Here is a 19,061-nt window from a genome sequence, read left to right as displayed (position 1 = left end):
GGCGTCAGGCGCGCCGCGGCCAGCCCGTGTAGGCCTCGGCCAGGAACGTCGAGCCGGCCACCGACGAGGTGACCGCCGCGAGCTCGCCCTCCTGACGGCGGACGTCGAACGGCGTCGCGTCCGGCAGCGTGTGCAGCATCGTGGTCATCCAGTACGAGAAGTGCTGGGCCTTCCAGACCCGCTCCAGCGCGCGCCGGCTGTAGTCGGCCAGCGGCGCGAGGCCACCGGCCGCCACGGCCCGTTCGAGCTCCTCGGCCAGCACCCGGACGTCGGCCAGGGCCAGGTTCAGGCCCTTCGCGCCGGTCGGGGGCACGGTGTGGGCGGCGTCGCCGGCGAGCACGAGCCGGCCGTGGTGCATCGGCTCCTGCACGAAGCTGCGGAACGGCAGCACCGAGCGGGACGTGATGGGTCCCTCCTGCAGCGTGTAGCCGTTGGCACCCACGCGGGTCTGCAGCTCGGACCAGATGCGGTCGTCCGACCACGCCTGCGGATCCTCGGACGGGTCGCACTGGAAGTACATGCGCTGGAGCGTCTCGGTGCGCTGGCTGATCAGCGCGAAGCCGTGCTCGGAGTGGCTGTAGATCAGCTCCGGGGCGCTGGGCGGGGCCTCGGTCAGGATGCCGAACCAGGCGAACGGGTACTCACGGAAGTACTGGCGGCGCGAGTCCTCAGGCACCTCGCGACGGCACAGGCTGCGCGAGCCGTCCGCGCCGACCAGGAAGTCCGCGCGCAGCTCGTGCTGAGCGCCGTCGGCGTCGGTGAACCGGACGAACGGGGCGTCGGACTCCAGGTCGCCGACGCTCACGTCGCTGACGCCGAAGCGCACGTCGCCGCCGTCGCGCTCGCGGGCGTCGGCCAGGTCGATGAAGACGTCCGTCTGCGGGTAGAGCTGCGTGGACGCACCGACGAGCCCCTGGAAGTCGATGCGGTGGCTGCCGCCGCCGAAGGCCAGCTCGATGCCGTCGTGGCGGTAGCCGTCGCGGTGCACCCGGTCCGAGACGCCGGTGTCGACGAGCAGGTCGACCGAGTCCTGCTCGAGGATGCCGGCCCGGTGGGTCTGCTCGATCTCCGTCCGCGTCCGCGTGTCGAGCGCGACGCTGTCGATGCCGGCCTGCGCGAGCAGGTGGGTGAGCATGAGGCCGGCGGGACCCGCCCCGACGACGGCCACCTGGGTGCGGGCAGGGGTGTGCGAGGACATGCCAGCATCCTGCCTCGACGTGCCGCAGGTCACCATGGCGGCCTTTCACCCAGCGGAAGAGTCGTCGTGGCCAGCCCCGATAGGGTGCCCGGGTGAGGACGTGGCTGCTGCTGCTCGCCGCCGTCGTGAGCGAGGTGGCGGCGTCGCTGTCGCTCAAGGCGGCGCTCGACGAGCCCGTGCTCTACGCGGTCGTCGCGGTCGGGTACGTCACCGCGTTCGCGCTCCTGGCCGTGGTGCTGGCCCGCGGCATGGCGCTCGGCGTCGCGTACGGCGTGTGGGGCGCGCTCGGCGTCGCGTCCACCGCGCTGCTGTCCGCCGCCGTCTTCGACGAGCCGCTGACTCCCGTCATGGGCGCCGGACTCGCGCTCATCGTCGCCGGCGTCCTCACCATCGAGCTGGGGTCGCAGGCCGCGCGCCGCCGGACGGAGGCCGAGCGGTGACCGCCTGGCTGGCGCTGGCCGGGGCGATCGGGTCGGAGGTCGTCGCGACCCTGTCGCTGCGCGTGGCCGCCCACGGCGCGCGCCGCTGGTACGCGGTCGTCGTGGCCGGGTACCTGGCCGCGTTCGCGCTGCTCTCGGTGTCGCTCGCCCACGGCATGCCGCTCGGCGTGGCCTACGGGGTGTGGACGGCGACGGGCGTGGCCGTGACCGCCGTCGCCTCGCGCCTGCTGTTCGACGAGCCGCTGACCCCGGTCATGGCCGCGGGCATCGCGCTGATCGCCGGCGGCGTGCTGCTCGTCGAGCTCGGCGCCCACTAGGACGCCGGCTCGGTCAGCCGACCGGTGCGAGGACCGGGCGACGCGGGTCGATGAGGTCGCCGGAGGACCTTCCGGTCAGCCGACGCTTGATCCACGGCGCCACGTGGGCGCGCGTCCAGGCCAGGTTCTCGGCCCGGCGCTCGGCGCTCGTGCGCACGGCCAGCGGCGTGAGCGGCAGCGGCTCGAGGTCGTGCTCGACGCCCAGGGCGTCGGCGACGGCGATGGCCATGCGCTGGTGGCCCGCGGCGCTCATGTGCAGCCGGTCGACGTCCCAGAGCCGCTCGTCCTCGTAGTCGCCCAGGCGCCAGAAGTCGACGAGCGTGACCCCTCGCTCGTCGGCCATGTGGCGGACGAGCTCGTTGTAGAGCGCGAAGCGGCCGCGCATGGCGCCGAAGACCGGGGCGCTGCCGGGGTCGGCGGCGGTGAAGACGGCGACGGTGGCGCCGGTGTCGACGAGCCGGCCGACCGCCTCGCTGTAGCGGGCCACGAGGGCGTCGACGTCGACCCGGGGACGCAGCATGTCGTTGCCGCCGGCGTAGATCGTGACGAGGTCGGGCTGCATCGCGACGGCGGGCTCGATCTGCTCGTTGAGGATGCCGGCGAGCTTGCGGCCGCGGATGGCCAGGTTCGCGTACTGCAGGCCCGGCGACACGCGGTCGAGCGCGCCGGCGAGCCGGTCGGCCCACCCCCGCACGCCGTTGGGCAGGTTGGGGTCGGGGTCGCCGACCCCCTCGGTGAACGAGTCGCCCAGGGCGACGAAGCGGGAGAACGGCACGTCGCGATGCTACCCGCGGGTCACCAGGCCCGCGTCAGGCGTCGAGCAGCCCGTCGCGGCGGGCGATCGAGGCGGCCTCCGTGCGCGACGCGGCGCCGAGCTTGGCCAGGATGTTGGACACGTGCACCGACGCGGTCTTGGCGCTGATGAACAGCTGGGCGGCGATCTCGCCGTTGCTGCGCCCGAGCGAGACCAGCCCGAGCACCTCGCGCTCGCGCGGCGTCAGGTCGGACGACGCCTGCCGTGCGGCGCCCGTGCCGTCGAGGTCGTCGAGCTCGGCGAGCAGCGGCCGGGCGCCCAGGCGCTCGGCGGCGGCGCGCGCCTCGGCCACCGCAGCGGCCGCACCGGCGAGGTCGCCCGTGGCCCGCAGCGCCGGGGCTTGGCGGGCCCGGCACCGGGCCGCCTCGTGCACCTGGCCCAGGCGCGCGAAGCCGTCGGCGGCGGCACCCCAGGACGCGGCCAGGGCGACCGGGTCGACCGTCTCCCCGGCCAGCTGGCGCAGGCGGTCGTGCTCGGCCTCGAACCGGCGCAGCCAGGCCTGGCCCTCGGCCCCGAACGGCGGGTTGCGGTCGACGACCTGGCCCACCACGTCGGCGAGCTCGTCGGCCCGGGCCAGGTGCGCCCGGGCCTCCCCCGGCCCGCGGCGGCGGACGTCGGCGGCGAGCTGGCCGAGCAGCAGCGCCGCCGCCCGGACGCGCGAGGGGTGCCGCGGCTCCGCCCACGTGGTGGCCAGGTCGTGCGCGACCCGGTCGTGGACGGCGATCGCCTCGACCACCCGGCCGGCGTCGCCGTGCAGGTCGACCAGCGCCGCGCCGGCGTGGATCGGCACGGTGATGTCGTCGCGCCACACGGACTCGACGTGGGCCAGGTCGGTGGCGTCGGGGACGTCGCCGCGGCCGGCGGCGACGAGCAGCGCCAGGGCGCACATCGAGCCGCGGATCTCGGCCGGGGCGTCGTCGGGGAGGTGGGCCGCCCGCAGGGCGTCGTCCCACCGTCCCTGCAGGACGGCGACCAGCGCCCCGAAGAAGCGGCCGTCGAAGCCGTACGGCGCCCACTGGTGGTCGGTCGCGACGGCCCGGGCGTGCAGCTCGCCGAAGTCGTGCGCGGCGCCGTCGAGGTCGCTGCTGTTGAGCCGCAGGAAGCCGCGGTGGTGCAGCGCGCGCAGCTCGCCCATGACGTCGCCCTCGGCCCGGAAGGCGTCGGCCAGCTCGGTGTAGCGGCCGGCCGCGTCGTCGACCGCGAGGGTGCGCCGGGCCAGGACCCGGGTGGCGGCGGCCCGCGCGTCGGCGCTGGTGGCGGGGTCGTCGAGCCGGTCGCTGAGCGTGACCGCCCGCTCGGCGTGCTCGAGCGCCTCGTCGTCGCGCCACTGGTCGGCCAGGACGCGGGCGCGCAGCACGTGCGCGCGCACCGCGAGCGGGGAGTCGTCGGGCAGGCCGGCCAGCAGCTCGCCGCTGAGCCGCTCGGCGTCGTCGTCACGACCGGCGGTCTGCGACAGCTCGCCCAGCCCGAGCAGCAGCCGGTCGCGGTCGGGGCCCGGCTCGGGGTGCGCGTCGAGGTGCTGGCGGACGAACGACAGCGCGCGGACCAGGCGCCCGGCCAGGCTCAGTGCCCGCCCGGCGCGCAGGACGAGCGCGACGACGTCGACGTCGGCCGGCGCGTGGTCGGTCAGCCGCAGCGCCTGCTCCAGGTGCTGGGCGGCCTCGTCGTGCCCGGCCACGCGCGCGGCGTCGTCGGCCGCGAGCAGGTGGGCGGCGAACGCCGCGGTCGCGTCACCCGCCCCGGCCGCGTGCAGCGCCCGCTCGGCGGCCACGCCCGGCCGGTCGTCGTCGAGGGCGGCGAGGTAGGCGGCGTGGATGCGCCGCCGCTCGGCCGGCAGCAGGTCGTCGCGGACGGCCTCGGCGAGCAGGGCGTGGCGCAGCACGTACGTCTCGCCGGAGCGGGCCACCACGCGGTGGTCGATGGCGCGGCGCAGCGCGGGCTCCAGCTCGTCCGGACCGAGCCCCGTGACGGCGGCGAGCAGGTCGTCGGGCACCGGGGAGCCGGCGCAGGCCAGGGTGCGCACGACCCGGCGGGCGGACTCGTCGAGCTCGTCGAGCCGGACGAGCACGAGGTCGGCCAGCGACTCGGGCACCGCACCGTCGACACGGCCGGCGGCGAGCAGCTCCTCGGCGTAGAAGGCGTTGCCGGCGGCCCGGCGGACGATGTCGTCGACGTCGTGCGCGCCGAGCGCCGACACCGCCCGGGTGCGCAGCAGCGCGTCGACGTCGTGGTCGGGCAGCGGCGACAGGTCCAGGCGGCGGACGCCGGGCAGGCGGACCCACTCGGCCAGCAGCGGCCGCAGCGGATGGCGCCGGTCGAGGTCGTCGCTGCGGAAGCTGACGACCAGCCGCACCCGGTCGGTGCGCCGGCGCGCGAGGACGTACCCGAGCAGGTGCCGGGTGGACGCGTCGGCCCAGTGGGCGTCCTCGACGACGAGCAGCACGGGCGCCGCGGCGGCCAGGGTCTCGAGCCCGTCGACGACGGCGCCGAACAGGCGCCCGCGGTCGGCGGCGTCGCCCCCGCCGACCAGCGGCTCGAGCGCCGGGTGCGCGGCCACGAGCGCGTCGCGCCGGTCGGGGTCCAGCGCCCGCAGCGCCTCCGCGAACGGCTGGTGCGAGATGACCGCGTCGCCCAGGTCGAGGCAGTGCCCCACGAGCACCTGGTGGCCAGCGGTGGACGCCCGCTCGGCCAGCTCACGGAGCAGCCGGGTCTTGCCGATGCCGGCGTCGCCGCCGAGCAGCACCGCGCCCCCCGCCTCGGGGCCGGACACGCCGGCGGCCGCCAGCAGCTCGGCGAGCTCGGCGTGGCGGCCGACCAGCGGCGCGACCGGTGACGTCATGGGCTCATCATGGCGCGAGCCACCGACGGGCGCGCCGGGTCAGCGCTTCAGCGTCTTCTTGCCGCCGTGCAGGACGGTGATGATCTGCGCCAGGCGTCCCTCGGTCACCTTCGTGCGGGCGAACGTCACCAGCTCCAGCGGCGACGAGAACCGCTGCACGGTCACGGCCTTGGCGTAGGTGAACTCCTTGAGCCCCTCGGCGCCGTGGATGCGGCCGAAGCCGGAGTCGCCGACGCCGCCGAACGGCAGCGTGGGCACGCCGGCGAACGAGATGACCGAGTTCACCGAGGTCATGCCCGAGCGGACGCGGCGGGCGATCTCCTCGCCGCGCGACCCGCTGAACACCGCGCCGGCCAGGCCGTAGGCGGTGGCGTTGGTGCGCTCGATCGCCTCGTCCATGTCGCGCACCCTGTTGACCACGAGCGTGGGCCCGAACGTCTCCTCGGTGACGGCCAGCGAGTCCTCGGGGACGTCGGCCAGGATCGTCGGCTGCACGAAGCGCTCGCCGACCGCGTCGGCGCCGCCGAGCAGTGCGCGACCGCCCTTGGCCAGGGCGTCCTCGACGTGGCTGCGGACGACGTCCAGCTGCTTGGGCATGGTCATGGGGCCGTACTTGGCGCCCCCGTCGGCGCCGGCACGCACGTCGAGCTCGCGCGCTCGCGCGGTGATCTCGGTGACGAACTGGTCGTAGACCTTCTCGTGGACGTAGACCCGCTCGGTGCCGATGCAGGTCTGGCCGGCGTTCGACATGCCCGCCCACAGCGCGGCGTCGGCGGCGGCGCTGACGTCGGCGTCCTCGTCGACGATGAGCGAGTCCTTGCCGCCGGCCTCGATGACGACCGGGGTGAGGTTCTGCGCGCACGCGGCCATGACCTTCTTGCCGGTGGCCGTGGAGCCGGTGAACGCGAGCTTGTCGATGTCGGCCAGGCACAGCGCGTTGCCGGTCTCGCCCAGCCCGGTGACGACCTGCAGGACGTCCTTGCCGCCGACCACCTCGCGCAGGGTGTCGACCAGCCACGTGCCGACGCCCGGCGTGTACTCGCTGGGCTTGAACACCACGGTGTTGCCGGCGGCCAGCGCGTACGCCAGCGAGCCGATGGGCGTGAAGACCGGGTAGTTCCACGGGCCGATGACGCCGACGACGCCGAGCGACTTGTGCTCGACGAACGCCTTCTGGTTGGCCATGAGCAGGCCGGGGCTCACCTTGTGCGGGCGGAGCACCTTGCCCGCGTGCTTCGCCGCCCAGGCGATGTGGTCGATGGCGATGGAGATCTCCAGCAGCGCGTCGCCGTGCGGCTTGCCCATCTCGCGGTGCACGAGGTCGGCGAGCTGGTGCATGCGGCGGGTGATGACGCTGCGCCAGGTCAGCAGGATCTCGGCCCGGTCGTCGAACCCGAGGCCGCCCCACCACGCGTACGCGGCGCGGGCCCGCGCGACGGCGGCCTGCACCTCCTCGGCCGAGTGGATCGGGTGGACCCCGACGACGTCGCCGGTGGCCGGGTCGAGCGACTCGAACGTGGGGCGCGGGGCCTGGTCGGCGGTGTCGGGCGTGTCGATCGTGGCGGTCATCGGGACTCCTTGACGAGGTCGGCGGCCTTCTCGCCGACCATGATGGCGGGTGCGTTGGTGTTGCCGCGCGGGACGCGGGGCATGACGGAGGCGTCGGCGACGCGCAGGCCCTCGACGCCGTGGACGCGCAGCTGCGGGTCGACGACGCTGCCCTCGACCGTGCCCATCGCGCAGGTGCCGACCGGGTGGTAGAGGGTCTGGGCCAGCCGGCGCAGGTTCTCGACGAGCTGGTCGTCGGTGGGGTCGGCGACGTCGGGCATGAACGGGCCGGCGACGAGGTCGCGCAGCGGGGCCAGGTGCGAGATCTCGACCGCCTCGCGCAGGCCGGCGAGCATCGCGTCTAGGTCGGCCGGGTCGTCGAAGTAGGCGGGGTCGATCTCGGGGTGCCAGTGCGGGTCGGCCGAGCGCAGGCGCAGGGCGCCGCGGCTCTTGGGGTCGACCAGCGTGGGCGCGATGGTGAGCGACCTGCGGGTCGGCTCGTGGATGCCGTTGTCCCAGAACCCGGTCGGCGCGAAGTGGATCTGCAGGTCGGGGTGCTCGATCGCGGCGTCCGAGGAGAAGAACGCGCCCGCCTCGCCGACGTTGGACGCGAGCATCGTGCGTCCGGTGGCCTTCCAGCGCAGCAGGTTGCCGAGCGTCTGCCCCTCGGCCAGGTCGGTCGTGCCGCGCGAGTGCAGCACGATGCCGGCCGCGGGGTGGTCGTGCAGGTTCTGGCCGACGCCGGGCGAGTCGACGACGACGTCGATGCCGTGCTCGCGCAGGTGGGCGCCCGGCCCGATGCCCGAGAGCATGAGCAGCTGGGGACTGTTGACCGCGCCCCCGCTGAGGATGACCTCGGCGTCGGCGCGGACGTCGTGGGTGGCCCCGCCGGACTCGTAGCGGACGCCGACCGCGCGGGTGCCCTCGAGCAGCACCTTGGTCACGAACGCGTCGGTGCGGACCGTGAGGTTGCGCCGGGCCATGGCCGGGCGGACGTACGCGTCGGCCACCGACCAGCGGCGGCCCTTCCTGTTCGTGACCTGGTAGAGCCCGGCGCCGCGCTGGTCGGCCCCGTTGAAGTCGTCGGTGCGCTTGTGGCCGGCGGCGACCGCCGCGTCGACGAACGCGTGGCTGAGCTCGTGGGTGAAGGCGCGGTCCTCGACCCGCAGCGGGCCGTCGGTGCCGTGCCAGGGCCCGCCGAGGCGCTGGTTGCCCTCGGCCCGCACGAAGTACGGCAGGACGTCGTCGAAGCCCCAGCCCTCGGCGCCGAACGCGTCGCGCCACTCGTCGTAGTCGGCGCGGTTGCCGCGGATGTAGATCATCGCGTTCATCGACGAGCAGCCGCCGAGCCCGCGCATGCGCGGCCAGTCGGCCCGGCGTCCGCCGAGCTGCTTCTGCGCGACCGTCTCGTACTGCCAGTCCCAGGACGTCCGGAACAGCGCGGAGAACGCGAGCGGGATGTGGATCTCGTCGGCGTCGTCGGGCGGGCCGGCCTCGAGCAGCAGCACCGAGACGGTGGGGTCCTCGCTCAGCCGGGCGGCGAGCACGCCGCCGGCGCTGCCCGACCCGACCACCACGTAGTCGAAGCGTTCCTGGGCCATGGGACCTCCTCGGTGACGTGGCTCACAACGTACTGCCGGGCCCCACCGTGACACAACCACTGTCACGTACGTCGCTCGACCGGCGGGCCCCGGCGGGCCGTGCTTGCATGGCTCCATGACGACCACGACCCGGCACATCGACGCCACGCCCGACCAGGTGTGGAAGGTCCTCGAGGACGGCTGGCTCTACCCCCTGTGGGTGGTCGGCGCGTCCCGCATGCGCGCGGTCGACGCGGGCTTCCCCGCCGTCGGCACGCGGCTGCACCACTCCGTCGGCAGCTGGCCGCTGCTCATCGACGACACCACCGAGGTGCTCGCCGTGACGCCCGGCCACAGCATCACGCTCAAGGCGCGCGCGTGGCCCGCCGGCACGGCGGACGTCCAGGTCGTGCTGCACGCCGAGGGCGCGGGCACGCTCGTGGAGATGAAGGAGGTCGCCTCGGGCGGCCCCGCGACCCTCATCCCGAAGCCGGTCGAGGCGGCGAGCCTGCGCTGGCGCAACACCGAGACCCTGCGCCGCCTCGCGCTGCTGGTCGAGGGCCGCGAGGCCTGAGACTCAGCCGACGGCGTCGCGCACCGCGGCGCTGAGCGCGGCGGTCTGCTCGCGGCGCCGGTCGCGGCGCAGCGGCACCTCGACGACCCGCACGCCCGACGCCGGGCGCCCGAGCGCCGCGGCGAGCTCGTCCGCGGTGCGGGCGGTCTCGTGCGCGACGCCGTAGGCCGCGCAGACCGCCGCGATGCTGACGCCCGTCGGCGTGCCGAAGACCCGCTCGAAGTCCTCCGCGTACTCCGGGGCGCCCTGCTCGAGCGTGTGGAAGATGCTGCCGCCGTCGTCGGACGCGACCACGAGGGTGAGGTCCGGACGCGGCTCCGCCGGACCCGCGAGCAGCCCGTTGGCGTCGTGCAGGAAGGTCAGGTCCCCCAGGTACGCCAGCGCCGGCCCGGGACGTCCGAGCGCGGCACCCAGCGCCGTGGAGATCGTGCCGTCGATGCCGGCGAGCCCGCGGTTGGCGAGCACCAGGCGGCGCTCCCCCACCGTGGACGGCGCGGCCATGACGTCGAGGTCGCGGATCGGGTTGGACGAGCCGACGACGAGCAGGCCACGGGGCGGCACGGCCGCGGCGACCGCCCGGGCCACCTCGTACGGGGTCAGCTCCGGGTCGGCGTCCAGCAGCGTGTCGACCGCGGCCCGCGCCCGGGCGTCCGCGGTCCGCCAGTCGTCCAGCCAGTCGGCCGGGTCGGGTCCCTCGACCTCGACGCCCTCGACCAGGCGGACGCGCTCGTCGACCGCGACCGGGAACGTGGCCTCGGTGCCGACGTGCACGACCTCGACGTCCGCGCGGGACAGCAGCCGGGCGACCGGCCGCGACAGCGTCGGGTGGCCGAACGAGACGACCCGCTCGACCTGCTCGGCCAGCGGCGAGTGGGCCAGCAGCAGCCGGTAGGTGGCCAGCGCGTGCGTGCCGGTGCGGGCGCCGGAGCTCGGCTCGGCCAGCAGCGGCCACCCGCCGGCCTCGGCCGCGACCCGGGCGGCCGCGCCGGCGTCGTCGCCGGCCACCACGACCGTGCGGGGACCGGACGCGAGCCGGAACGGGTCGCTCGCGCGCCGGTGCCGCGGCGGCGCGTCGGCGTCCGAGCGCACGTAGCCGCCCTCGGCCGGACCCTGCAGCAGGGGCTCGTCGAGCTCGACGTTGAGCTGTACCGGGCCGGCGGAGCCGTCGAGCCCGGCGACGTCCTCCAGGTAGGGCACGCCCGGGAAGATGTGCCGCTGGTCGGTGGTCTGGTTGGCACCGGTGCCGCGCAGCCGGGCCGGACGGTCGGCGGTGAGCGCGACGAGTCGGACGCCGGTGTGCAGCGCCTCGAGCATCGCCGGGTGCAGGTTGGCCACGGCCGTGCCGGACGTCGTCAGCACCGGCACGGGCCGCCGCGACGCCTTCGACAGGCCCAGCGCCAGGAACCCGGCCGTGCGCTCGTCGAGCCGGACGTGCAGCCGCAGGGCGGCCTCGCGGTCGGCCTGGGCCAGCGCCAGCGCCAGCGGGCCGGAGCGCGAGCCCGGCGCGACGACGGCCTCGCGCACGCCGAGGTCGAGCAGCCGCTGGACGACCGCCCGGGCGGTGCCGGCCGCGCTCATCCCAGCACCTCGCGGACCTCGGCGAGCCGGGCCTGCCAACGCGCGTCGGTCTCGGGGTCGGCCGCGACGGCGGCGAGCCGGGACTCGTCGACATCCTGGCGGCCGACGGGCAGGAAGCCGTCCACCGGCACGAGCGGCTCGGTGACGACGTCGGCGGTGAGCAGCGAGGTCGTGGCCAGGCCGCAGGCGTGCGGCAGCTCGGGCAGGGCGGCGGCGAGCGCGAGCCCGGCGGCCAGCCCGACGGACGTCTCCAGGGCGCTGGACACCACGACGGGGAGACCGATCTGCTCGGCGATCCGCAGGCAGGCGTCGACACCCCCGAGCGGCTGCACCTTGAGCACGGCCACGTCGGCCGCCTCGAGGTCGCGGACGCGGTACGGGTCGTCGGCCCGGCGGATCGACTCGTCGGCGGCCACCGGCACGTCGACGCGGCGCCGGACGCGGGCGAGGTCCTCGACGTCCATGACCGGCTGCTCGACGTACTCCAGCCCGCCGGCGGCACGGTCGAGGGCGGCGATCGCGGCGACCGCCTCGTCCACGTCCCACAGGCCGTTGGCGTCGACCCGGACGTGTCCGTCAGGCCCGAGGGCGTCGCGGACCGCCTCGACCCGGGCGAGGTCGTCGGCCAGCGACTGGCCGCGCTCGGCGACCTTCACCTTGGCGGTGCGGCACCCGCTCACCCGCACGAGCTCCGCCGCCCGGTCGGGTCCGACGGCCGGCACGGTGCAGTTGACCGGCACGCGGTCCCGCAGGGGCTCGGGCCAGGGACGCTCGGCCGCGGCGAGGGCGGCGGCCAGCCACGGCGTGCTCTCACGGGCGTCGTAGTCGAGGAAGGGACTGAACTCGGTCCAGCCGGCCGGGCCCCGGGCCAGCATCCCCTCGCGCCGGGTGATGCCCCGGAAGCGGGTGCGCATCTCGATCGCGTAGGTGTGGAACCGCACCCGTCGACCCTACCGAGGTGCACCGCTGGGTGCCGCGTGCCACGGTGGAACGGAACCCCCGCACCCGTCCCGAAGGAGCCCCATGTCGCGCGTCGCCGTCGTCGGAGGCCACGGAAAGATCGCCCTCCTGCTGCACCCCCTGCTCGTCGAGGCCGGCCACACGCCGGTCGCCCTCGTCCGCAAGGACGACTACCGCGACGAGCTCGAGGCCCTGGGCGCCGAGGTGCGCCTGCTCGACATCGAGAACGACGACGTGGACGCCTACGCGGCCGCGTTCGAGGGGTGCGACGCCGTCGTGTTCGCCGCCGGAGCCGGCGCCGACGGCAAGATCGAGCGCAAGCGCACCGTCGACCTCGAGGGATCGACCAAGTCCGCAGCCGCCGCCCGCCAGGCCGGCATCTCGCGCTTCCTGCAGGTCTCGGCCATGGGCGTGGACGAGCCGCAGCCCGACGACATCGAGCCGGTCTGGGCCGCGTACGTCACGGCCAAGCGCGACGCCGACGCGGCGCTGCGCGAGAGCGGCCTGGACTGGACCATCGTGCGTCCGGGCGGCCTCACCGACGACCAGGGCACCGGACGCGTCGAGCTCGCCCCGAAGGTGGCGCGCTCCAGCGTCCCGCGCGCCGACGTGGCCGCCGTGCTCGCCGCGAGCCTGGACGACGACCGCACGATCGGCTCGCAGTGGGAGCTGATCAGCGGCGACACCCCGATCGCCGACGCCATCAGCAAGGCCGTCCCCCAGGCCTGACCCTCACCCTCCCGCGCCTCCGGCGAGATGTGGACGCGAAAGCACCACGTCGGACCGGAGGCGTGGTGCTTCTGCGTCCACTTCTCGGTGGACACCGGGCCGGGGTGAGGCTCAGGCGCCCGAGGCGAGCTCGCGCAGGCGCATCCGGTCGACCTTGCCGCCGGGCAGCAGCGGCACCGCGTCGAGCCGCAGCACCGAGCGCGGGGCCCAGGCGCGCGGCAGCCCGGCGGCCTCGACCGCGTCGCGCATCGCCGGCAGCCTGACGTCTCCGACCAGGCAGGCCACGACCTTCTCGCCCCACTCGGCGTCGGGGACGCCGACCAGCTCGACCTCGTCGACGCCGTCGAGGTCGCGCAGCACGCTGGTCACGGCCGGCAGCGGGACGTTCACGCCGCCGCTCACCACCACGTCGTCCATGCGGCCGAGCACCCGCAGGCGTCCGTCGTGGGTGAGCTCGCCGAGGTCGCGGGTGTCGAACCAGCCGTCGCGCAGCACCTCCGCGGTGGCCTCGGCGTCGGCGTAGCCGTCCATGAGCACCGGCCCCGCGAGCCGGACGCGCCCGTCCTCGCCGACGTCGACGCGGACGCCGTCCAGCGGCTCCCCGTCGTAGACGCAGCCGCCGCAGGTCTCGCTCATGCCGTAGGTGCGCACGACGTTGACGCCGGCGTCGCGCACGTGGTCGACGAGCCGCGGGCTCACCGCCGCGCCCCCGACCAGCAGCGCGTCCAGGCCGGTCAGCACGCCGACGTCACCGGCCTCGACCAGGCGGTAGAGCTGGGTGGGCACGAGCGAGGCGTAGCGGCGCTCGCCGTCCATGGCCTCGATCGCGGCCGACAGCGACAGGTGCTCGTCGGCCACCACCGCGGACGTGCCGGACAGGATCGAGCGGAACAGCACCTGCAGCCCGGCGACGCCGGTGGGTGGCAGCGCGAGCAGCCACTGCCCCGGCCCGCCGAGCCGCTCGTGGGTCGCGGTCGCCGACGCGGTCATCGCCGCGTGCGACAGCAGGACGTCCTTGGGCGTGCCGGTGCTGCCGGACGTGCGCACGACCAGCGGGCCGGCGTCCGGCCCCCACGTGCGCAGCAGGGCCTCGACCGCGCGGGGCGGCCCGGAGACGGGGGTCAGGGAGGCGGGGGCGTCGACGTCGTGCGGGCTCATCGGTCCCATCGTGGCACCGCCCTCGCGGACGCGCCGCCCGACGTGGTGTCCGGACCGTCGGGCAGACTGACCCCTCGTGACCTCCCTCAGCCTGTGGATCCAGGGTGCCCGCCCGCGCACCCTCCCCGCCGCCGTCGCGCCCGTGCTCGTCGGCACCGGGGCGGCCGTCCTCGTGGACGGGTTCGTGTGGTGGAAGGCGCTGCTCGCGCTGGGCCTCTCGCTCGCGCTGCAGGTGGGCGTCAACTACGCCAACGACTACTCCGACGGCATCAAGGGCACCGACGCCGACCGCGTGGGCCCGCTGCGCCTGGTGGGCTCGGGCAGCGCCTCGGCCGCCGCCGTGAAGCGCGCCGCGCTGCTGTCGCTGGGCGTGGGCGCCGTCTTCGGCCTCGTGCTCGCGGCCACGACGACCTGGTGGTTCCTGCTCGTGGGCGTCGCCGCGCTGGTCGCCGCGTGGACGTACACCGGCGGCCCGAGCCCCTACGGCTACAAGGCGATGGGCGAGATCAGCGTCTTCGTGTTCTTCGGGCTGGTCGCGGTCACCGGCACCACGTACGCGCAGGCCGAGACCATCCCCTCCGCCGCGTGGGCGGGCGCCGTCGGCATCGGCGCGCTGGCCTGCAACATCCTGGTCGCGAACAACCTGCGCGACATCCCCACCGACACGGTCAGCGGCAAGCGGACGCTCGCCGTCGTGCTGGGCGACGCGGGCACCCGCCGGTTCTTCGTGGTGCTGGCGCTGGTCGCCGCCGCCTGCCTGGTGTGGGCCGCGTCCTCGACGCCGTGGGCGCTGCTCGGCGTCGTCGGCCTGCTGCCCCTGGTGAAGGCGGCGCGGGTCGTGCTCGGCGGCGCCACCGGCCCCGCGCTCGTCCCCGCCCTCGCGGTGACCGGCCAGGCCGAGCTGCTCTACGCGATCGGACTGGGTGGCGGGCTCGCGCTCGGCGCGCTCTAGCTACATCCCGAGGTAGCGCCCCGGCCGGTGGTTGAGCGCGATGACGATGTTCATCACGACCGCGCCGACCGCCGAGCACAGCACCAGCGTCGGCGACGCCACGGCGAAGGCGCCGAGCACGACCGCGACGTCCAGGCACATCTGTACGTAGCCGGCGTTGAGCCCGAGCCGCTCCTGGGCCAGCAGGGCCATGACGTTGAAGCCGCCCAGGCTCGATCCGTGGCGGAACAGGATGAGCATGCCGATGCCGCACAGCAGGTTGCCCGCGACGGCCGCGTAGAGCGCGCTGCCGGGGTGCAGGTCGGGAAGGGCGTGCGGGTGCAGCGCCGAGAATGCCGACACCAGGCCGACGCCCAGGACGGTCTTCGCCGCGAACGCCCAGCCCTTGAGGATCCCGCCGAGCAGGAAGAACGGGACGTTCACGAGCAGGAACAGCCACGCGAACGGGATCGGCACGACCTGGTCGATCAGCAGCGACAGGCCGGCCGTGCCGCCGGTGACCAGCTCGGCCGAGCGCAGCAGGTGCAGGCCCAGCGACACGACGAACGTGCCGATGAGCAGCGCCAGGGCGTCCTCGACGCGCGTGTGCGGCGCCGCCGTGTGGACTGCACTCGGCGGCGGGGTGGTGCTGGTCATCAGGCTCCTTGGGGAGAGAAGACGCCGGTGCGGTCGAGCTCGTCGAGCACGGCGGCGTAGGGGGTGGGGTCGAGGTCGTGCTCGGCCAGCCACCCGTCGTCGTAGTAGGTGTGGGCGTAGCGCTCGCCGCCGTCGCACAGCAGCGTCACGACGCTGCCCTGCTCGCCCGCGGCGCGCATGCGCTCGACCACGGTCAGCGCGGCCCACAGGTTGGTGCCGGTCGAGCCGCCGACCGGGCGGCCGAGCCGCCGCGACGCCCAGCGCATGGCCGCGATCGAGGCGGCGTCGGGCACGCGCAGCATGTCGTCGACGACCCCGCCGACGAACGACGGCTCGACCCGCGGACGTCCGATGCCCTCGATGCGCGGACGGCACCCGGTGACGACGTCGGAGGAGTCCTGCTCCCAGCCGTCGTAGAACGCCGAGCCGTCCGGGTCGGCGACCAGCAGCCGCGTGGGCAGCCGGCGGTACCGGACGAAGCGGCCGATGGTGGCCGACGTGCCGCCGGTGCCGGCGCTCACCACGACCCACGCCGGGACGGGGTGGGGCTCGGCGGCCATCTGCTCGTAGATCGACTCGGCGATGTTGTTGTTGCCGCGCCAGTCGGTCGCGCGCTCGGCGAACGTGAACTGGTCCATGTAGTGCCCGTCGCACTCACGCGCGACCCGCGCCGCCTCGGCGTAGACCTCGCCGGCCTCGTCGACGAAGTGGCAGCGTCCGCCGTACCACTCGATGAGCGCGACCTTCTCGGCGCTCGTGGTGCGCGGCATGACCGCGACGAACGGCAGGCCGAGCAGCCGGGCGAAGTACGCCTCCGACACGGCGGTCGAGCCGCTCGACGCCTCGACGACCGTGGTGCCCGGGCCGATCCAGCCGTTGCACAGCGCGTAGAGGAACAGCGAGCGCGCCAGGCGGTGCTTGAGGCTGCCGGTGGGGTGCACCGACTCGTCCTTCAGGTACAGGTGGACGCCGTCGACCGGCAGCTCGAAGGCGTGCAGGTGGGTGTCGGCGCTGCGGTTGGCGTCGGCCTCGACGCGACGGACCGCCTCGTCGATCCAGGCCCGCGCGTCAGTCGACGTCTTCGGCACGCCGCGACTCCTCGATGCGACGGCTCATGTTCGCCGCGCGGTCGGAGACCTGACGGGCGAGGTCGTCGCGCAGTCCGCGCAGGACGAAGAACGAGAGCAGCGCCGAGGTGAGCAGGCCGCCCAGGGCCGCGAGCAGCACGAGGGTCTCGTCGGTCTTGAAGAACAGCGACAGGACGACGAAGAAGACCGCGAAGCAGGCCACGAACAGCCCGAGCCGGGCGAGGGTGTACTTCCAGAACGCGCTCACGCCCCCGAGCCTACTTCCCCGGCCCCGTACGCTGGCCCCATGGGCAAGGCACTCATCGCCGTCGTCGCGGTGGCACTCGCGGTGTACTCGTTGTTCGACGTCATCGCCACACCGCGCCAGGACGTGCGGGTGCTGCCCAAGCCGCTGTGGATCGTGACGGTGCTGATCCTGCCGATCGTCGGCCCGGTCGCCTGGCTGTTCCTCGGCTCGCGCCGTCAGGGACCCGCGTCGCGCGGCCCCGGCCCGCGTCGTCCGCGCCCCCTCGGCCCCGACGACGACCCGGACTACCTCCGCGGCCTCTGAGCCCCTCCTCCCCGAGGACGGGTCACCCGAGCCGCCCTCCGGCGCGATGTGTGACGCCCCGGACGTCCGATCGCGGCCGACCCCGTTCGCGGTGACACACATCGCGGTGGCACCGAGGCCGGGTGGGCCTCCGGGCTAGCGGTCCCAGCGGAAGAGACGGGACGCCACCGCGGTCAGGACGCCCGCGAACGCGAGCAGCATGGCCACGGGCAGCAGCACGGCCGAGACGCCCTGGCCGCGCACCATGACGTCGAGCATCCCCTCGTTCAGCCACTTGAGCGGCAGCACCTCGGCGATGCCCCGCACCCACGCCGGCGCCGCCTCGAGCGAGAAGAACGAGCCGGACAGGAACGCCATCGGCAGCACCACGAAGTTGGCCATGCCGACCGCGCCCTCCTCCGTGCGCGCGACCGACCCGGCCAGCAGGCCGACGGACAGGAACGCGAGCGTTCCGGCGAGCAGGAGCGGCACGACCAGCCACCAGCTGCCGGTCAGCTGCAGCCCGAACGCGGTGACGCCCAGCCCGACGAACACCGCCGCCTGCACCGCGGCCACGAGCAGGCTGACCACGACCCGGGCCAGCACCACCGAGGACGTCCGCACGGGCGCGAGCCGCAGCCGGCGCAGCAGCCCGTTGTGCCGCCACACGACGAGGTTGGTCGCGGCGCCGAACGTGGCGCTCATGGCCACGGCCCAGCCGAGCAGGCCCGGCGTCACGAACTGGATGGTCTCCAGCGACTCGTCCTCGACCCGCTCGGTCGCGAGCTCGTAGGCCGGCGGGCGTCCCGTGGCCTGGACGTTGGCGGACTGCACGATCGACTGGAACAGGCCCTGCACGGTGCCGGCCACGATCGTGTCGGCCTGCGAGAAGTAGACGACGACCCGGTCGCCGTCCTGCACGACCGCGGCCGCGGCGTCGCCCTGGCGGACGTCCTCGAGCGCCACGTCCAGGTCGCCGGCCTTGCGCAGCTCCAGCGACGACTCCACGACGTCGCGCTCCTGGTCGGACACGTCGTCGAGCAGCGGCACCGCGCCGACCTGGACGACCTCGGGACGCGGGGCGTCGTCGCCGCCCAGCAGGCCGCCGAACAGCACCAGGAACATGAGCGGGAAGACGAGCGAGAAGAACACGGCCATGCGGTCGCGCAGGAACCCGCGCGCCATGGCCAGGGCGAGGCTGCGGAAGGCGGTCACGAGCGGTACTCCCGTCCGGTCAGCGACAGGAAGACGTCCTCGAGGCTCGCCCCGCGCACCGCGAGGCCGGCCAGGGCATCGCGCTCGGCGAGGGCGGCCAGCACGCGGGCGGGATCACGCGTCGTCAACTCCAGCCCGGCCGGCGACTCGCGCACGGCGTCCGCCCCCACGAGGGCGACGGCGGCGTCCCGGTCGAGCGTCCCCGGCGCCAGGCTGATGCGCACCGGTGCGTCGAGGTCGCGGACGAGCGCGGCGGGCGTGTCGAGCCGCAGCACCCGGCCGGCGTCCATGATCGCGACCCGGTCGCACAGCGCCTCGGCCTCGTCCATGTAGTGCGTGGTCAGCACGACGGTGCGGCCGGACTCGTTCAGCCCGCGCAGCACGTCCCACAGGTTGCGCCGAGCCTGCGGGTCGAGGGCGGCCGTGGGCTCGTCCAGGAAGACGACCTCGGGGTCGTGCACGAGGGCGCAGGCGATCGACAGCCGCTGCTTCTGGCCGCCGGACAGGTCCTCGGTGCGCACGTCGGCCTTTTCGACCAGGCCGACCTGCTCCAGCAGGGCCAGGCCGCGGCCGGCGGGGACGCCGTACAGCGCGGCGAAGGTGTCGATCTGCTCGCGCACCGTGAGCCGCTCGAAGAACGACGAGGCCTGCAGCTGGACCCCGATGACCCGCTGCAGGTCGGTGTCGCGGCGGCGCGGATCCAGGTCGCCGATGCGGACGCTGCCGGAACCGGGCACCCGCAGGCCCTCCATCATCTCCAGCGTCGTCGTCTTGCCCGCGCCGTTCGGCCCCAGCAGGCCGAAGAACTCCCCCGGCCGCACGCTGAAGCTGACGTCGTCGACGGCGCGCAGGTCGCCGTACGTCATCGTGAGGCCGGCGACCTCGATGCCCAGTCCCATGCGCCGC

Annotated in this window: 19 protein-coding genes; 6 read left to right on the top strand and 13 right to left on the bottom strand. The window is 74.9% G+C overall.

Annotation, left to right across the window (positions count from 1 at the left end; all coding sequences use genetic code 11):
• Positions 1–4: 4 nt before the first annotated feature.
• Positions 5–1,198 carry a 4-hydroxybenzoate 3-monooxygenase gene (locus E0W78_RS01925; RefSeq protein ID WP_131402147.1) on the bottom strand — a complete coding sequence of 398 codons (1,194 nt, stop codon included), beginning with the start codon at positions 1,196–1,198 and terminating at the stop codon, positions 5–7.
• A gap of 92 nt (positions 1,199–1,290) precedes the next feature.
• Between E0W78_RS01925 and E0W78_RS01920 the strand changes: the two genes are divergently transcribed.
• Together E0W78_RS01920 and E0W78_RS01915 are read left to right on the top strand one after the other, a co-directional pair.
• Positions 1,291–1,638, top strand: coding sequence for an SMR family transporter (locus tag E0W78_RS01920; RefSeq protein WP_131402146.1), 348 nt, complete (start codon positions 1,291–1,293; stop codon positions 1,636–1,638).
• Positions 1,635–1,955, top strand: coding sequence for an SMR family transporter (locus E0W78_RS01915; RefSeq protein WP_131402145.1), 321 nt, complete (start codon positions 1,635–1,637; stop codon positions 1,953–1,955). Before E0W78_RS01920 ends, E0W78_RS01915 begins: the two co-directional genes overlap by 4 nt.
• Before the next feature lie 13 nt (positions 1,956–1,968).
• Here the strand turns inward: E0W78_RS01915 and E0W78_RS01910 are convergent, their stop codons facing one another.
• From E0W78_RS01910 to E0W78_RS01895, 4 genes are read right to left on the bottom strand one after another with little or no spacing between them, the layout of a single operon-like run.
• Positions 1,969–2,730 carry an SGNH/GDSL hydrolase family protein gene (locus E0W78_RS01910; RefSeq protein WP_131402144.1) on the bottom strand — a complete coding sequence of 254 codons (762 nt, stop codon included), beginning with the start codon at positions 2,728–2,730 and terminating at the stop codon, positions 1,969–1,971.
• A gap of 34 nt (positions 2,731–2,764) precedes the next feature.
• Positions 2,765–5,608: a helix-turn-helix transcriptional regulator gene (locus E0W78_RS16940; protein WP_131402143.1), complete on the bottom strand. Its 2,844-nt coding sequence runs from the start codon at positions 5,606–5,608 to the stop codon at positions 2,765–2,767.
• A 39-nt stretch (positions 5,609–5,647) separates the two neighbouring features.
• On the bottom strand, positions 5,648–7,177 hold the full coding sequence (locus E0W78_RS01900) for an aldehyde dehydrogenase family protein (protein WP_131402142.1): 1,530 nt from the start codon (positions 7,175–7,177) through the stop codon (positions 5,648–5,650).
• A complete protein-coding gene (locus E0W78_RS01895) occupies positions 7,174–8,757 on the bottom strand; it encodes a GMC family oxidoreductase N-terminal domain-containing protein (RefSeq protein ID WP_131402141.1) in 1,584 nt (527 codons plus the stop codon). The genes E0W78_RS01900 and E0W78_RS01895 overlap by 4 nt, the downstream gene beginning before the upstream one ends.
• 115 nt (positions 8,758–8,872) lie before the next feature.
• Here E0W78_RS01895 and E0W78_RS01890 point away from each other — a divergent pair, with 115 nt between their 5' ends.
• Entirely contained in the window at positions 8,873–9,310 is a 438-nt protein-coding gene (locus E0W78_RS01890) for an SRPBCC family protein (protein ID WP_131402140.1), read from the top strand.
• A gap of 3 nt (positions 9,311–9,313) precedes the next feature.
• Here the strand turns inward: E0W78_RS01890 and E0W78_RS01885 are convergent, their stop codons facing one another.
• Both E0W78_RS01885 and E0W78_RS01880 read right to left on the bottom strand, forming a co-directional pair.
• Positions 9,314–10,888 carry a thiamine pyrophosphate-binding protein gene (locus tag E0W78_RS01885; protein WP_131402139.1) on the bottom strand — a complete coding sequence of 525 codons (1,575 nt, stop codon included), beginning with the start codon at positions 10,886–10,888 and terminating at the stop codon, positions 9,314–9,316.
• Positions 10,885–11,829: an o-succinylbenzoate synthase gene (locus E0W78_RS01880; protein ID WP_131402138.1), complete on the bottom strand. Its 945-nt coding sequence runs from the start codon at positions 11,827–11,829 to the stop codon at positions 10,885–10,887. The genes E0W78_RS01885 and E0W78_RS01880 overlap by 4 nt, the downstream gene beginning before the upstream one ends.
• An 82-nt stretch (positions 11,830–11,911) precedes the next feature.
• Between E0W78_RS01880 and E0W78_RS01875 the strand changes: the two genes are divergently transcribed.
• Positions 11,912–12,577 (top strand): SDR family oxidoreductase, encoded by a 666-nt coding sequence (locus tag E0W78_RS01875; RefSeq protein WP_131402137.1) that lies wholly within the window; start codon positions 11,912–11,914, stop codon positions 12,575–12,577.
• A gap of 111 nt (positions 12,578–12,688) precedes the next feature.
• Here E0W78_RS01875 and E0W78_RS01870 read toward each other — a convergent pair whose 3' ends face one another.
• Positions 12,689–13,735, bottom strand: coding sequence for an AMP-binding protein (locus tag E0W78_RS01870; RefSeq protein ID WP_131402136.1), 1,047 nt, complete (start codon positions 13,733–13,735; stop codon positions 12,689–12,691).
• A gap of 76 nt (positions 13,736–13,811) precedes the next feature.
• On the opposite strand from E0W78_RS01870, the gene E0W78_RS01865 reads away from it, so the two are divergent.
• On the top strand, positions 13,812–14,687 hold the full coding sequence (locus E0W78_RS01865; RefSeq protein WP_131402135.1) for a 1,4-dihydroxy-2-naphthoate polyprenyltransferase: 876 nt from the start codon (positions 13,812–13,814) through the stop codon (positions 14,685–14,687).
• Here the strand turns inward: E0W78_RS01865 and E0W78_RS01860 are convergent, their stop codons facing one another.
• Genes E0W78_RS01860 through E0W78_RS01850 form a run of 3 tightly spaced genes read right to left on the bottom strand, consistent with a single transcriptional unit; the run spans position 14,688 to position 16,658 of the window.
• On the bottom strand, positions 14,688–15,323 hold the full coding sequence (locus E0W78_RS01860) for a YitT family protein (RefSeq protein ID WP_131402134.1): 636 nt from the start codon (positions 15,321–15,323) through the stop codon (positions 14,688–14,690). It abuts the gene before it with no gap.
• Positions 15,323–16,411 (bottom strand): PLP-dependent cysteine synthase family protein, encoded by a 1,089-nt coding sequence (locus E0W78_RS01855; protein ID WP_131402133.1) that lies wholly within the window; start codon positions 16,409–16,411, stop codon positions 15,323–15,325. The genes E0W78_RS01860 and E0W78_RS01855 overlap by 1 nt, the downstream gene beginning before the upstream one ends.
• Positions 16,392–16,658, bottom strand: coding sequence for a DUF4229 domain-containing protein (locus tag E0W78_RS01850; RefSeq protein ID WP_131402132.1), 267 nt, complete (start codon positions 16,656–16,658; stop codon positions 16,392–16,394). The genes E0W78_RS01855 and E0W78_RS01850 overlap by 20 nt, the downstream gene beginning before the upstream one ends.
• A gap of 39 nt (positions 16,659–16,697) precedes the next feature.
• Between E0W78_RS01850 and E0W78_RS01845 the strand changes: the two genes are divergently transcribed.
• Positions 16,698–16,961, top strand: a complete 264-nt coding sequence (locus E0W78_RS01845; RefSeq protein ID WP_131402131.1) for a PLD nuclease N-terminal domain-containing protein — start codon at positions 16,698–16,700, stop codon at positions 16,959–16,961.
• Positions 16,962–17,096: 135 nt separating this feature from the next.
• Here E0W78_RS01845 and E0W78_RS01840 read toward each other — a convergent pair whose 3' ends face one another.
• Positions 17,097–18,155 carry an ABC transporter permease gene (locus E0W78_RS01840; protein WP_207392573.1) on the bottom strand — a complete coding sequence of 353 codons (1,059 nt, stop codon included), beginning with the start codon at positions 18,153–18,155 and terminating at the stop codon, positions 17,097–17,099.
• Complete coding sequence (locus E0W78_RS01835; protein WP_131402130.1) at positions 18,152–19,054, bottom strand: ABC transporter ATP-binding protein; 903 nt, start codon at positions 19,052–19,054, stop codon at positions 18,152–18,154. The genes E0W78_RS01840 and E0W78_RS01835 overlap by 4 nt, the downstream gene beginning before the upstream one ends.
• Between the last annotated feature and the right edge of the window lie 7 nt (positions 19,055–19,061).

Source organism: Aeromicrobium sp. IC_218 (assembly GCF_004336805.1).
Classification (GTDB): Bacteria; Actinomycetota; Actinomycetes; order Propionibacteriales; family Nocardioidaceae; genus Aeromicrobium.
This window is presented reverse-complemented; position numbering and strand designations above follow the sequence as displayed.

Excerpts from the sequence above, each read along its gene's own strand:
- E0W78_RS01925 (WP_131402147.1), bottom strand. The coding sequence starts at position 1,198 with ATGTCCTCGCACACCCCTGCCCGCACCCAGGTGGCCGTCGTCGGGGCG.
- E0W78_RS01875 (WP_131402137.1), top strand. The coding sequence starts at position 11,912 with ATGTCGCGCGTCGCCGTCGTCGGAGGCCACGGAAAGATCGCCCTCCTG.
- E0W78_RS01885 (WP_131402139.1), bottom strand. The coding sequence starts at position 10,888 with ATGAGCGCGGCCGGCACCGCCCGGGCGGTCGTCCAGCGGCTGCTCGAC.
- E0W78_RS01870 (WP_131402136.1), bottom strand. The coding sequence starts at position 13,735 with ATGAGCCCGCACGACGTCGACGCCCCCGCCTCCCTGACCCCCGTCTCC.
- E0W78_RS01835 (WP_131402130.1), bottom strand. The coding sequence starts at position 19,054 with ATGGGACTGGGCATCGAGGTCGCCGGCCTCACGATGACGTACGGCGAC.
- E0W78_RS01890 (WP_131402140.1), top strand. The coding sequence starts at position 8,873 with ATGACGACCACGACCCGGCACATCGACGCCACGCCCGACCAGGTGTGG.
- E0W78_RS16940 (WP_131402143.1), bottom strand. The coding sequence starts at position 5,608 with ATGACGTCACCGGTCGCGCCGCTGGTCGGCCGCCACGCCGAGCTCGCC.
- E0W78_RS01845 (WP_131402131.1), top strand. The coding sequence starts at position 16,698 with ATGGGCAAGGCACTCATCGCCGTCGTCGCGGTGGCACTCGCGGTGTAC.
- E0W78_RS01860 (WP_131402134.1), bottom strand. The coding sequence starts at position 15,323 with ATGACCAGCACCACCCCGCCGCCGAGTGCAGTCCACACGGCGGCGCCG.
- E0W78_RS01895 (WP_131402141.1), bottom strand. The coding sequence starts at position 8,757 with ATGGCCCAGGAACGCTTCGACTACGTGGTGGTCGGGTCGGGCAGCGCC.
- E0W78_RS01900 (WP_131402142.1), bottom strand. The coding sequence starts at position 7,177 with ATGACCGCCACGATCGACACGCCCGACACCGCCGACCAGGCCCCGCGC.